Here is a 13106-nt window from a genome sequence, read left to right on the forward strand (position 1 = left end):
ATTGAGCAGTTATTAACTATTTCATTTGCCCGATTGATACCGTAATCATGATTACATACTGGTTCAAAGGGTCAACTGGAAAACTTCCTAGGTTATAATTTATATGCTGCGATCTGGTAGTTTATAACTGCTCTTTGTAATCGCGTTTAGCTGCTCAGCAGCTAAACCATTGCCAAACCATCAGCTGCATGATGTTGATTGCGAAGATTATGCTTCGGTCACGAAAGAACCGAGCCCTTGCTCTCCTGCCGCCATAGGCGGGGGTCAGGTAGGCAACGGTCAAGGGTTTTTAACATATTCACTTAAGCACTTTTATGCTATCAATTGTCCAACTGAACAAGGCAAAACTATAACTGACCCAATCTAGCTGAGTAAAGCTACGAACCATCTTGGTTCAAATTTACCACCTCGATTTCAAAAGTTATACGAAAACACACCACTGTTTGTTGTGTCTCCCTCTAAAAACCCACAGGGCAAAGTGCTTTACGACAGCCAAGGCAGGCCAGCTTATTATAAAACACATATTAATTCAGAAGCGTACCACCCCTTTACACGCTCATCTGATGATATTCCGCTAAAGCTACCAACAGGATCAGAGAGCGCTTCATTGCAAAAACTCGGGGCTATAGCTCTAAAGTCAGCTTGGAAGTTGATAGATGAAAAAGATCCGCACACTTACATTACTACACCTGCTTTAGTTGTCTCTGCGCAGTCAGAATACAAATGTGATTTAACAGAACTCGCACTGATCAGCCTTCATGTCGCCAGCAAAATGGCGCCTTTGAGGTATAGCGAACACTTTTATCAATATGCAATGCAACCAAGCGTACATTTTTAAATGTATCTTCTTGGTCTTAGGCAACATATGAGCACAAATTTAATGCACCAACAAAAAGTGACTTAACGGACTTACATTCAAGTAAAAATACTTACTGATCTCTCTTTAATGCTAAAATGTTGACTTCAACACAGCAACAAAAACATGCTTTAACAACAATGGGGACTTCGATATGAGCCTAAAAGCGCAAGCTGCTTGTATCTTAAACAAGCCCCTATTGTCAGGCACCGCTATAACAAGGCTAAAGTAACACAACTGAGACATTAAGATGGAAGACATATCCTTAGCGTCTTGTAAAAAGTGCGTGGAGTTAGATAAAAATGGGAATTATGTTAAACAGTGTGATTACTTAGACAATACCGCTTGCAACCTGTATTTGATGCAGAAAATAGTTCGTACAAACACTTACAGATACTAAGCAACTACATTTTAGAAAATGTACAGTGGGTCGACTCTAGAGGAGTGCCTAGACCTATTGCAACCAATCAGGGTGAAGTATTATTGAGAAATATCGCATTATAGCCATTCACGTTAGACTCTAATTGTGTTTCATGTCACGTAAGTGCACAAACAGGTGGTTTTGTGTTCACTCCAATGAATCGTTAAATTATTTACGATAACAGTGACATCACATAAAAATGAAAATTTGGGGCATACTTTATTTTTTCAGCCTCTCCTTTTATTCATTTATTTATGCCAAAATAGCCACAGACCAGCATATAAGGACAATATATGAAAAATATTCTTTGCCTAATTACGAGCTTGGGCTTACTAAGTTCTGTCAACCTTGCACACGCTGATGACTCAGGATTTGGCGTTTCTGTGTTTGGCGGCTATTCAACTAATCACGACCTAACAACTAGCAAAAACTTCAAAATAGACCTTGAAGACAATAGTCATTTCGGCTTTTCAGCGGACCGTATCGTTAATAATACGCGATATGGACTATTCTATAGCTTCAATGAAACTGAGTTTGCTGACAACGCTATTGCTAAAGTAGATATGGAATATTTACTGTTTCAAAGTGCCATTGAAAGGCAAATCAGCCAAAATATCAACTACTATGTCGGCGCACAAATCGGTGTCAATAGAGTTACCCCAAACTTTGCTGAATCCGATGACTTCTTCGCTTCTGGTTTATTTACGGGGGTTGATTACTCTATTGGTGCAGGTTTCCATGCTTTCACAGAGCTACGCTGGATGGCGACCATAGTCAAAAATTCATCGTCAGTTGTTTGCGATGATAACCCGCAAACGACCGATAACTGCATCTGGCATTTTGATGGTGACGTGTTAAACCAGTTTCAGCTAAGTGTCGGTATTAATTACCGCTTTTAACTGCCCAAGCTGCGTTTTAGCTCATCAATGAAAAGACGGGTTTTATAGGGCGTGAAGCTAGAGTTTGGATAGTAAGCCCAAAGCTGCTTCACCTCTGATCTTAAATTTGGCAACACGGGCACTAGCGCGCCTTGCTTTATTTCTCTAGCAACGTATTGAGGCGAAATAAAAATAAGCCCCATGCCCTGCACCGCAGCTTTCATCATGGCATCCAAATGGTCAGAGACAAAGTTATAATTATTGAAATCAAATAGCGTCCCATCTTCTAAAATAATGCCGCCTTTTTTCTGATAATAATTACTCAGCAGCATCTTGTGAGATGCCAGATCTGCCACCGTTCGGATCTCCTCACACTGTGACAAATAGCTTGGCGCACCAAACAGCATCATTTGATAATCAATTAGCCGAGTCCCTTTATGTGCAGCGGAATCAAATTCTTCATGGTATCGCGTGATTACAAGATCATGTTCAAGATCAGGTGGGGCGCCCGGCGTCAAAACATTGAGATGGATTGTTAAATCAGGGTACTGCTCCAAAAACCGCTTTATATTTGGCATGAGTACGCTACTTCCTATCGCCTGAGTCGCAGCAATTTTTAAGGTGCCTTGAGGCTTTAGCTCACTGCCCTGCGCTTGCTCTAACATGTTTTCAAATTGATTAATCCACAGCCTTGCATTTGGAAGAAACTGCATGCCGTTTTCATTTAAACTCACCTGCCTTGTTGTTCTAATGAACAGGGTTTGCCCGAGTTGCTTCTCTAACCAGTCAATTCGTTTGCTCATAGCAGAAGCTGATATGCCCATGATATCGCCAGCTTTTGTAAAGCTTTCCATATCTGCAAGCACCACAAAGCTGCGCGCTGCGTTTAACCAGTCCACATTAATTCCTCACAAGAAAAAGTCTTTTAATTATTACCTTATTTTTAGGACATTAAAAGCACGATATATTACTGGCTACATTTCCTAGTCGTATTCCGGAGAATCATGAATAGGTACATCTCCTTGGCCGCTTTATTGACCTCTTGCTCTCAACTAGCTAGCCAAATTTTTATGCCTGTCCTTCCGGATATAGCAGACAGCCTTGCTTTGTCACCTGGTGCTAGCCAAGCAATTATTATTAGCTTCTTTCTTTCTCTAGGTTCAGCGCAACTTCTCGTCGGGCCACTGTGTGACAAATACGGCGAACGGCCAATATTTGTCGCAGGCCAAATCATATTAATTATAGGAACTTTAATCTGTGCTTTGGCTGACGGGGCAAACAGTTTTATGGTCGGCCGAGTATTGCAAGGTGCAGGCTGTGCAGCCCCAATTTTAGTAAGCCGTGCTGTTTTATACTCATGCTTTCAAGGCGCAAAGCTTAACAGCGCAATGGGCAGTCTAGCTATTTCAGCAAGTCTTGTTGCACTCATTACCCCGTTAATGGCTGGTACGTTAGCGGAACTGCTCTCATGGCAAGGCATGTCTTTGATGTTAATTTGCTTTTACATCTGCATTTTTCTATTTGGTTTAGCTACGTTCCCAAAGCCCAAAAAACGCCTCGTTTCATTAAAGCCCGCTGCACTCGTGGAGCAATATAAATGTATCGCCACAAGCCCCGCTTTTATACCCGTGGCATCGCTAAAATGGGCGCCAACATTTTTATACTTAACATTGCAGCTCTACCTCCCCTTTTTCTTGCGTAATGAGTTTACATATTCCACAGAGCAAATAGGACAAGCCATGATGACTTCTATGTCTGGGTTATTGGTGGGCTCAACTCTTGCCAAATTCATGCAAAAACGCACTCATCATCTAAAAATCGCGATGTATTTGTGGCCAGCACTGCCAATAAGTGCCCTCACCTTTTTGTTTTTTAGTGAACATGTGCATGCAGTTATTTTTGCCCACTGCGCCATTATGTTTATTTTTGGCAGTTACTTTCCTAGTTACATGTATTACGTTGGCCACTTTTACAAATCACGCTCTAGCACAGCAAATGCGCTAGTGGGGGCAACAGAATTACTGTTATTTTCAAGTATTGCTTGGCTTGCTAATCAATACTTAATTACAGGCCCTAGCTCTATCGCTTTTTTAACTGCAGGATGCGCATTGCTCGTACTCATTTGTTTAAAAGCGCTCAAAAAGCAAGGTAATGAAAAAATCAGTCAAAAAGGAGTTAAGTTATGCGATTCGAAACTGCAAGGTTAACAGTTAGGCCTCTACAGCAAAGCGATTTAACGGATGTATATCAATCAAGAAAAAACCCTGATACGTCAAAATATATTGGTGATCCAGCAACAATAGAAGATGCCAAGCTATGTATTAAAGAAGCGACTCTACCCTGGCAAGTTATTGACCATCAAAAAATGATGCTAGCCATACGGTGTAAAACAACAAACCAGTTTATCGGCGAATTGTTATTTAAGTTCACCCAAAAACAGTGCCACATTGGCGAGATTGGATATCGCCTGAGCCCGCTGCACTTGAGTCAAGGCTATGCACTTGAAGCGGCGAGTATGTTTATTTCACATTTATTCGAACAATTCGAGCTCAACAAAGTCGTCGCAGTTTGTGCGATAAATAACATTGCATCATGGCGGTTAATGGAAAAATTAGGCATGCGCCGAGAAGGTGAATTACGCGATAACATGTACTTACAGGGTAGCTACCACGACAGTTTTCTTTACTCTATTTTGAGACGAGAGTTACAATAATGGCTCTTTGAGATTCATTTGGTCCTTCGGAGCTTCTAAATCATGCAATTTGTACTCGCGTATATGCAAAACCATTACCAATTTAGCAATATATCTCATCATTAAATTTCTTTATATCTCAAGTACACAGGTCAGAAAACAGCATCTATACTGTTTAAAAGCCAAATAGTTGGAGCTATATATGAGAATGCGGCAAAAGCTGATCGGCAGCTTTGTACTGACAGTCATTATTCCTATTCTAGCAATATCAATAATGAGTATTACCCGCACCAAGCAGGAGTCGAACACCAGCTTTATTACAACTTCTGAAAATGAAATCAGGCAAGTAGAGAATGCATTCATTTTGTTTTTTGAACAAATGAAGAATAACGCCCGCTTTTTAGCACAGAGCGAAGCTGTGGTGAATGTCGCTAAAAACACTACCACATATTTTGGCGACGAAAAGATGATGGAGCCTGAGTCTTCAGGACCCGAAGAAGCGGCTATATTTAAACTTTTTGAAAGCTTTGGGGTCACCCATCCTGAACTTTTGTTTGTGTATCTTGGTACACCGCATGGTGGCTTTATCCAATATCCTGTTGAGCCCTTGGGTGGCTATGACCCACGTAAAAGACCTTGGTATCAAGAAGTCACCCAATCCCAATCTGATGTTCTCATTACCGAACCTTATCAAGGGGTTACAGGGCAGGCAATGGTGTCTATTGCAACCGCGATTAAACGTTCAGGAAGCTTAGTTGGCGTGCAATCTCTTGATGTTACGCTGGCCACTTTGACTGATATTGTCAGTAATATTCAGCTTGGACAAACCGGCTATCTCATGTTGTTAGATGGGAATGGCACTGTGCTGGCCGATCCGAAAAATCCCGAAAGTAACTTTAAAAGTGTATCCTCCCTTGATGGCCCCAAATACAAAGCTATTAATAACCCCTCTGACGATACTTTGATAAAAATTGATACTGGAGATACAGTTTTGCAAGCTAGGCTTTATCACTCCAAGGCGCTCAATTGGACATTTGTTGCACTGATTGAAGAAGATGAGATTCTCTCTTCAGCTTATGCTATGTCATACAATATTGGACTCATCTCTATTGCCATGTTGGTGTTGTTTATTTTCATCGCCATCGCATTAGCCAATAAAATCGTTTATCCCATCGAAATGGTTTCTGATGGTCTTAAAGAGATTGCACAAGGTGAAGGTAACCTATCGAAAAGGTTACAGGTCATAGGCAATGATGAAATAAGTGAGCTCGCCTCTTGGTTTAACCAATTCCTTAACTCTATCAATGGCCTAGTTAGAGATATAAAAAGCAACGCCAGCAACCTAAATGCCCAAGCGCAGCAATCTCATAGCAGCGTCGATGATATTCGTGGTCAGTGTCATCATCAAGCAAGTACATCTCAACAAACGGCACAGCACACACAAGCCATGGAAAACATGGCCATGACCGTTAATGACAATTGCACTCAAGCATTGAGTGAGATCTCAAATACAGACAGTCACGCAAAACAAGGTAATGCGCTTATCCAAAGCACCGTGAGTCAGGTGGTAACACTCAATGATTCTCTTGATAGTTCTGCACAGGCAATGAGCGAGTTAGAAGGACAAAGTAAAGACATCACCAATATTTTAGAGGTGATACGTACAATCGCTGAACAAACCAACTTACTCGCTTTAAATGCAGCCATTGAAGCAGCTCGAGCGGGAGAGCAAGGGCGTGGCTTTGCTGTTGTAGCAGACGAAGTACGTACTTTGGCACAGCGCTCCCACGATGCAACGCAAGATATAGAAAAGGTGCTCACTAAACTGACAGATCAGACCCGTTCAGTATCGAAGCATATGACACTGAGTGTTGAGGAATCTAAAACCGCCATTGAGCAGTCAGATCAAGCGCATAGGGCTTTTGAAGAAATAGCCAATTCAATAGAAAGAGTAACACCGATTATTGCCAATATATCCCAACAAGCAGAGCAACAAGGCGCCTATGCAAGTGAAAGTAAAACACAAATCGAGGGCATTAATCAGTCCATACAGCAAGTGAGTGGCTCTACCGATTCCCTGTGCGATGGCGCCAAACAATTAGTCAAGTTTGCGAACAATTTAGACGAGTTAGTTGGCCGATTTAACGTAGATTAAGTCAGTTGATACACGCCCATTAGGTACGCTTTAATAACGTTGTTGTGGTCATTAAGCAGCCACAACAACCACTTACTCTGACTCCATAGCTCGACCCATTGATCCACCGTTTGAATTCATTACTTATCATGCCAAAATTCACGATGAGACAGGTTGGCAATGGGCTTTTGAGCAACTTCATATCAAACCCAACAACATAAACTGATTACCAAAACAGATTGCACAGAAGCCGAAACTAAAAAATCATTCGATATTGTAACAAGAGATTGATTGAGCGTCGCTCGCAATCGTTTTAATTTACCTTAGACACAGCTCTTAGCGGCCTTTTTCTTAAGCAATTGTATAGACCTTGCAGAAGTGCGTTGTCGCCCCCACCCATTTCGAAGCATCGTCATTATGGCCAAAAACCGATATTTTAGCGTCAGTGTGATAAGCAGCAAGTAAAATACTTACTGTCGTGTCGTATGCGGGGCTATTCTTACTGATCCAGTACCCCTTACATTTAGCCGCGGGCGTATTTAACGTAAGCGTAAAGTCTCCACCTCCATAGTTTGGGTAAACTTGCATGGATTGAATGGTCGTGTAAGTACTTTGCTCAAGCGCAGATAAATTTAGTGAAATTAACCCTAAAACGCAAAAAACTAGATTTTTCATATTTTCCTCAATGTATTCCAAGAAGTGCAATTTCCATTTAAAAAGTATACATCAACATAACGATAAAAATTCACAGTGAATAAAATGAAGCAGTACTGGAAAACTTATAACGAGGTGACCAAATATTAGGTTGGACACTACACACATATCGGTTGCAAACTCGTGGTTGAGCCTGTTTATGCCCGATTAAATAGGTGGAATTACAAATTGGCTTACCAAGATGTTTTGTTTAGAATATTGTCTTCGCAACAGTGACGGAAAGGGCATGATTACTTTATATCAATGACTCTGACCCCATTGATTTTTATATTTAAGACAAGGAACAATTAAATTGAAAGTTATTTTTATTTTGGCTTTATTTTTACTCACAGGATGTCAGAGTACAAAGATTGTAGCGCCTAAGCTACCTGATACAGTAAAAGAAAGTGATATTTCAAAAGTCGTACTGTTTATGGAGTCCAACCTAAAAATTGGAGAAAGTAGAGTGTATTTTGGTGAGAAAAAGAAGAATTATGCATCTTTTAACAAAAAAGGAAAAAAGGAGCTAATGCTGCTTTCTGGTGAATACAAATTTGAGATATGGTCCCCAGGCAGTGCCACACACAATTTAGAGGCAGTATTAGAGGGCAATAAAACAACATGCATTCGAATTTTCTCAAATACTACTAATTTAGTAGGTAAGTTTGTTGTTCCTTTATTGAGAAATTTAACCTCGACACATGAGGCCGAAGTTGTTGACTGTTACCAAATAAATAAACTTGCTGAAGACTCTGCAGAAAATAGTTAATATCACTGTCTTAATAAATGGGCGAAGCTGTATTTATCAACATTTTCAAACTTACAACTTGCTATAGATACAGCCTTCGCATTGTAATTACAAATTCACTTCAGTGTTCCAAAACAGCTCAAATCGCGCCTATTCTACATATATACTTTTATCAATTACTTTAAGTTCACAGTATAAAGCAACTCAATATTAATTGGGTCAAAAATTTTAAAGCTGCACTTTTGCGCGCCATTTCGCGTAAATTTATTTTTTATTCACATGCAGCAGGACCAATAATTGACTCATTTCTGGTAAGTTTTTTGGCCACATTAGGGTACCGATTTTCGAACTCTTTATAAGTTTGTACACGCTCATCTTTAACTAATATTGATGAGTTATGAGTAGAGAAAATAATATAATTGTTATATCCACCTACATCAAAGTACACATCACCGATATAATTTACAGTTCCCGGCTCTATTGTAAAAGTGCCCAAACAATCTAGATCGGGATCAACTAAGCCAGACCCCTGCATATACAATACTTGGTCAAGAGAATGTGTTCCAGCTGACATTGGAAATACAAATAACTTTTCACTGCCTTTCATAGCAAAGCTGTAATTATCTAAAATTCTATTTGTATTTCGGGTTAAGAAATTTGCTGAGTGTATGCCAGACATCCTAAATTTTGCGACAACTAACCCTGTATCTTCTTTGAGTGGCTGAGTGGGATCATACGTTTGGGCACACGCTGTTAAAATCAATGATAAAATAACAATCAGAAACCTAGACATTTAAACCTCGAAATGGCACTAACTAAACATATTATATTAAGCAATATACTTAGTATCTTAAAACCCAAGCATTGTAGCTCAAGTCTGTCACTATTGTAAGTCCGTCAATATTACTATCTGTTAATTGAGCTGCGCAAGTATAGTGCGAAATTCAGGCAATACATTTACTCGCTTTGAGAAATAGAGTTACTCGTTCTATAACGACATTTTAAATAGCATATAGTAATAAGAACCAAACGACGTAAGGCTTTGATTGACGAATGACTCGGCTTATTTAAAGTAACTCTTGCAATTGAGTAAAAATTAGTAGCTGCTCAACAAGCATTACCGATGTGGCTTAGGTGTCGCTTTTTCGTGCAATTATTTTGTTTTATTCTGACTTTAAAACTCGCGACCTGTTTAACTATACGTTAATTAATCACCCCAGTTTGTGCACATTTAAAGCGCCGCTAACTACTAGAAGCGCTTTAGTACTTTTCACCAAAATGAGCGATAACTTCTGTGGCAACTTCGGCACGTATCAGCCGCAGCCTCTAAGCCTTGAAGTGCTAAACGTGTGTTTTGTGTTGTACTGCCTTTATGTAGCAATTTAAACCCTTGGTCCATTTGAGACATCATACCTTCAAAATGCCCCCACTTTTCCCAAATACGTGGTTTAGCTCGGCTATTTTGGTGACTGCCCTTCGGAAATGCATTGAGTACAATATCTCCTTGTGCATTGAGCTGAGCACTGACCGCCAGTAACTTTTGCCATTTTATCTCCCTTGCATCCAACAGGTCCTCAGCTTCATCAACTAAAGACTCTATCGCCTCAAATGCATTTTGCCTAGATTCCACAGCCGTATTAACGCTATGTGCCGACGCTAATAAAGGTAACGCGATTAGCCATCGAGTGAATTTAACCATCTTCTCATTACTCCTTGATTGGTAGTTGCAAATCCAATATGTAAAGTCTAATATTCAACTGTTGCATTTGCAATGATTGCTTTTGCAAATTTATTGACCTGCAAAGGATTTTGTTATGAAAGTTTGGGATCTCGCTACACGTATCTATCATTGGCTTCAAGCACTTCTGTTTATGCTTTTAGTGTTTTCAGGCTTCAAAGGCACTGGCCCACATGAGCCATTAGGTATTCTTTTATTTACGCTCATTGTCTGGCGGCTACTGTGGGGGGTGGTTGGCAGTGAATCAAGCCGTTTTGGCTCCTTCATTAAAGGACCAAAAACGGTAATTCAATACTTTACAGGACGCTATCCACAAAAGCCTGGTCATAACCCAGCTGGAGGATGGATGGCAATTACCATGATTGCAGCGCTATTTATTCAATGTATAACGGGTATTGCAATGGCTGGGCTTATCTCACCACTGGACAATATACTCACCACAGAGCACCTAGATACAGTTTCTAAAATACACGATGCAGGTGCTAGATTACTTATTGCCATGGTGGCAATGCATGTCGGCGCCATCATTATTTACAAAATGAAGGCTCAACCACTTGTTAAAGCGATGTTTTCAGGTATTCAGCAACAACTATCAGATACTCAGAGTCTCTACTTTGTCTCTACGATTAGAGCTATTTTAGTTTTGATTGTTTCTGGTGCTGTAACAACCAGCTTACTTTTCATAGGCTAAGTAGAATTACCTTGGCCTTAGTATTTAAGGCACAAGGCTCATTTTATTTGGCAGATAGAGCGGGCATGGCCAAGCCTGTTTGTGTCTCCAATCTCATCGCTATTTGGCGCAACGTCAAAGGTTCCTCGCTCACCACACAAGTTTGGTCTAACTGAGTTACAGAGAAGAATTGAGCATATAGAAATTCTTTATTAATTTCGATTGCCTGATGCCCATGAAAACAATCTATGCCATCAACCCGAATATTCTCCAAACCAAATTCTAAACCTAAAGATTTCAATTTGAGCCAAGCCTCTTTAAGCGTCCAAGAGCGCAAAAAAACCTTTGCAGTGAGATTCTCAACCCTATCTTTTGGATGGGTAATCCAAGTGTAAACACTCAGCATTTTTTCTGGATAACGCAAAAATTCGATATCAATACCGCATTCTATGTGCGCAAGTAGGATCACAAGTGTTGACTTACTATGAGAGATACTCACATAAAGATGAGAAGCGCATCCATCTTCGCCCACAATATAAGGTTTACCACTTTTATTGGTTTTCACACGCAAGATTTTTTGTGGGTATAAATAATTAAGTAAGACCGCCAATGTCTTTTTTCCAACCCCTTTTGCAATCGCGAGCTCTTTAAAAACATATACGCAAGCTTGTTGAGGTGGTATCGCTATTTTTGATTTGTACATAAGCATCGATCATTTTTCAAAGTAAAAGGCCAGTACTATCAAGGGAGAACACCTGAAAGTACTGGCCTTTTTGCTCAACACTAATCTCTACCAGTTCTTCTAAAAAGATTTGGCTACTTTAATGGTAAGTCTTATACAACTTCCGCAGCACGCTCCTGTGCTTCGAGCACGTCTGCTATGCGTAAAACTTCATTAATTACATCTGAGATGGTTTCTATTTCACTGAACTTTAGGCCTCTCAATTTAAACCCAAGCTCTTTTTCCATATCAACGGCAACACAGACCATTTCTGTAGAATCAAGCTGCCATTCATCCTCTAGCTGTGATGCATCATTTAATTCAGATCGTTCGACATCCAAATATGCGCAAATGGCGTTGTATACAATGTCTGTTACTTGTTCTTTGTTAATCATGATGAAGTTCCTTTTTTAATAATTAGACTGCTGATTGCACCACCTAGGCTAGCGGTGTTTATAAGTATATGATCAATAATTTTTTTTGAATTTGAAGACTGTGCACTTAACTGAGTATACGCATTTTCTAGTTCTCCTAGTGGCAAGCTCTGATGCTTCAATAGTAAACAAGCACATGCAACATCCAGTGCACCTTCAAAACCTAATCCATGGCCAAAAATACGCTTTGGTACAACTACATTACTCTGTGGGTAAAGCTCATTGATGGCTAAAGCCTCAGCTTTGTCCACATCATGCAGCCCACACGCATCAGGTAAAATGACGTCTGGCGCTACGTCAAGCGACTTAAAGTTGCGGATAAAAGGTTGCTCAGTTGTGTTGTACTTGTCAGCATCGGTAGGCAGAGTCGCATTTGCAGAATCTCCCAGATAACCATAAATAGTTGCTCCCCGAGATTGCGCTGCACGCTTACTTTCTAGTACAAAGAAAACAGCACCCTCTGTAAACCCTAATTCATTACTCTGTTTAGAGAATGGGTTAAATTCTCCACGGCCAGTGTACTCACTCGTTTGCGCGAGTGCCGCCAACACAAAATCTGTGTTAATGCACTCTGTACCTCCAGCAATAGCTACGTCTATGTGCCCTTGGCCAATATGGTATGCGGCATCAGAAATACTATGCAGGCTACTGCTACGGTCACACATGTAAGTTTTTGAGTAACCTTTAAAACCATGGGTGATCGATATTTGGCCTTGTGCAGCTGCTGGAAACCAAGCGGTAGCCTGAAAAGGACTCACGGCTCTTGGGCCTTCACAATGCAAATTACGAAGTTCACGATCTGTATATTGCCATCCACCGAAAACGTTGCCTACAAACACCCCAACTTTGTCTTTATCCAAGTTATCTAATGGTAACTTGGCGTCACTCATTGCACGCTCAGAAGCAATTAGTGCAAATTTAGAAAAGTTGTCCAATTTGTTTCCAACTCGTGCGGGAATGCGTCCTTTGATCTGACTTTCAGATACAAATTCAGTTAAAATGCCGGTATGTGCACGCGTTAACTTTGAATCGCCTTGACACCAAGCCTGCCACAACGCCTCAGGGTCATTAATATCTGGTAAAAATAATCCAATACCTGTAATTGCAACTTCATTATCCAT

The 13106-nt window shown here is 40.4% G+C and carries 14 protein-coding genes; 7 read left to right on the forward strand and 7 right to left on the reverse strand.

Annotated features, from left to right (window positions below; all coding sequences use genetic code 11):
- The first annotated feature begins 448 nt into the window (after window positions 1-448).
- Window positions 449-838 (forward strand): hypothetical protein, encoded by a 390-nt coding sequence (locus N482_RS22005; protein WP_155730677.1) that lies wholly within the window; start codon window positions 449-451, stop codon window positions 836-838.
- Between the two features lie 732 nt (window positions 839-1570).
- Window positions 1571-2176: an outer membrane beta-barrel protein gene (locus N482_RS22010; RefSeq protein WP_063379095.1), complete on the forward strand. Its 606-nt coding sequence runs from the start codon at window positions 1571-1573 to the stop codon at window positions 2174-2176.
- On the opposite strand, the gene N482_RS22015 is transcribed toward N482_RS22010, so the two are convergent.
- On the reverse strand, window positions 2173-3054 hold the full coding sequence (locus N482_RS22015; RefSeq protein ID WP_063379096.1) for a LysR family transcriptional regulator: 882 nt from the start codon (window positions 3052-3054) through the stop codon (window positions 2173-2175). The genes N482_RS22010 and N482_RS22015 overlap by 4 nt on opposite strands.
- A 105-nt stretch (window positions 3055-3159) precedes the next feature.
- On the opposite strand from N482_RS22015, the gene N482_RS22020 reads away from it, so the two are divergent.
- The 3 genes from N482_RS22020 (at window position 3160) to N482_RS22030 (ending at window position 7002) form a co-directional block, all read left to right on the forward strand.
- Entirely contained in the window at window positions 3160-4362 is a 1203-nt protein-coding gene (locus tag N482_RS22020) for an MFS transporter (protein ID WP_063379097.1), read from the forward strand.
- Window positions 4338-4868, forward strand: coding sequence for a GNAT family N-acetyltransferase (locus N482_RS22025; protein ID WP_063379098.1), 531 nt, complete (start codon window positions 4338-4340; stop codon window positions 4866-4868). Before N482_RS22020 ends, N482_RS22025 begins: the two co-directional genes overlap by 25 nt.
- Window positions 4869-5049: 181 nt before the next feature.
- Window positions 5050-7002: a methyl-accepting chemotaxis protein gene (locus tag N482_RS22030; protein WP_063379099.1), complete on the forward strand. Its 1953-nt coding sequence runs from the start codon at window positions 5050-5052 to the stop codon at window positions 7000-7002.
- Window positions 7003-7332: 330 nt separating this feature from the next.
- Here the strand turns inward: N482_RS22030 and N482_RS22035 are convergent, their stop codons facing one another.
- The gene (locus tag N482_RS22035; RefSeq protein ID WP_063379100.1) at window positions 7333-7656 is read right to left on the reverse strand and encodes a hypothetical protein; all 324 of its coding nucleotides are present in this window, start codon (window positions 7654-7656) and stop codon (window positions 7333-7335) included.
- A gap of 331 nt (window positions 7657-7987) precedes the next feature.
- On the opposite strand from N482_RS22035, the gene N482_RS22040 reads away from it, so the two are divergent.
- Window positions 7988-8443 carry a hypothetical protein gene (locus tag N482_RS22040; protein ID WP_063379101.1) on the forward strand — a complete coding sequence of 152 codons (456 nt, stop codon included), beginning with the start codon at window positions 7988-7990 and terminating at the stop codon, window positions 8441-8443.
- A 250-nt stretch (window positions 8444-8693) separates the two neighbouring features.
- On the opposite strand, the gene N482_RS22045 is transcribed toward N482_RS22040, so the two are convergent.
- Together N482_RS22045 and N482_RS22050 are read right to left on the reverse strand one after the other, a co-directional pair.
- Window positions 8694-9215, reverse strand: coding sequence for a hypothetical protein (locus tag N482_RS22045; RefSeq protein ID WP_063371369.1), 522 nt, complete (start codon window positions 9213-9215; stop codon window positions 8694-8696).
- A gap of 477 nt (window positions 9216-9692) precedes the next feature.
- On the reverse strand, window positions 9693-10121 hold the full coding sequence (locus tag N482_RS22050; RefSeq protein WP_063379102.1) for a cytochrome c: 429 nt from the start codon (window positions 10119-10121) through the stop codon (window positions 9693-9695).
- A 115-nt stretch (window positions 10122-10236) separates the two neighbouring features.
- On the opposite strand from N482_RS22050, the gene N482_RS22055 reads away from it, so the two are divergent.
- The gene (locus N482_RS22055) at window positions 10237-10851 is read left to right on the forward strand and encodes a cytochrome b/b6 domain-containing protein (RefSeq protein ID WP_063379103.1); all 615 of its coding nucleotides are present in this window, start codon (window positions 10237-10239) and stop codon (window positions 10849-10851) included.
- Between the two features lie 43 nt (window positions 10852-10894).
- Here N482_RS22055 and N482_RS22060 read toward each other — a convergent pair whose 3' ends face one another.
- The 3 genes from N482_RS22060 to N482_RS22070 form a co-directional block, all read right to left on the reverse strand.
- A complete protein-coding gene (locus N482_RS22060; protein WP_063379104.1) occupies window positions 10895-11533 on the reverse strand; it encodes a 4'-phosphopantetheinyl transferase family protein in 639 nt (212 codons plus the stop codon).
- A 131-nt stretch (window positions 11534-11664) separates the two neighbouring features.
- Window positions 11665-11946, reverse strand: a complete 282-nt coding sequence (locus N482_RS22065; protein WP_063379105.1) for an acyl carrier protein — start codon at window positions 11944-11946, stop codon at window positions 11665-11667.
- Entirely contained in the window at window positions 11943-13106 is a 1164-nt protein-coding gene (locus N482_RS22070) for a beta-ketoacyl synthase N-terminal-like domain-containing protein (protein ID WP_063379106.1), read from the reverse strand. The genes N482_RS22065 and N482_RS22070 overlap by 4 nt, the downstream gene beginning before the upstream one ends.

It is taken from the genome of Pseudoalteromonas luteoviolacea NCIMB 1942 (genome assembly GCF_001625595.1).
Classification (GTDB): Bacteria; Pseudomonadota; Gammaproteobacteria; order Enterobacterales; family Alteromonadaceae; genus Pseudoalteromonas; species Pseudoalteromonas luteoviolacea_A.

Coding starts and splice junctions, on each gene's coding strand:
- N482_RS22010 (WP_063379095.1), top strand. CDS start 1,571: ATGAAAAATATTCTTTGCCTAATTACGAGCTTGGGCTTACTAAGTTCT.
- N482_RS22020 (WP_063379097.1), top strand. CDS start 3,160: ATGAATAGGTACATCTCCTTGGCCGCTTTATTGACCTCTTGCTCTCAA.
- N482_RS22025 (WP_063379098.1), top strand. CDS start 4,338: ATGCGATTCGAAACTGCAAGGTTAACAGTTAGGCCTCTACAGCAAAGC.
- N482_RS22030 (WP_063379099.1), top strand. CDS start 5,050: ATGAGAATGCGGCAAAAGCTGATCGGCAGCTTTGTACTGACAGTCATT.
- N482_RS22035 (WP_063379100.1), bottom strand. CDS start 7,656: ATGAAAAATCTAGTTTTTTGCGTTTTAGGGTTAATTTCACTAAATTTA.
- N482_RS22045 (WP_063371369.1), bottom strand. CDS start 9,215: ATGTCTAGGTTTCTGATTGTTATTTTATCATTGATTTTAACAGCGTGT.
- N482_RS22050 (WP_063379102.1), bottom strand. CDS start 10,121: ATGGTTAAATTCACTCGATGGCTAATCGCGTTACCTTTATTAGCGTCG.
- N482_RS22055 (WP_063379103.1), top strand. CDS start 10,237: ATGAAAGTTTGGGATCTCGCTACACGTATCTATCATTGGCTTCAAGCA.
- N482_RS22060 (WP_063379104.1), bottom strand. CDS start 11,533: ATGTACAAATCAAAAATAGCGATACCACCTCAACAAGCTTGCGTATAT.
- N482_RS22065 (WP_063379105.1), bottom strand. CDS start 11,946: ATGATTAACAAAGAACAAGTAACAGACATTGTATACAACGCCATTTGC.
- N482_RS22070 (WP_063379106.1), bottom strand. CDS start 13,106: ATGGATAATGAAGTTGCAATTACAGGTATTGGATTATTTTTACCAGAT.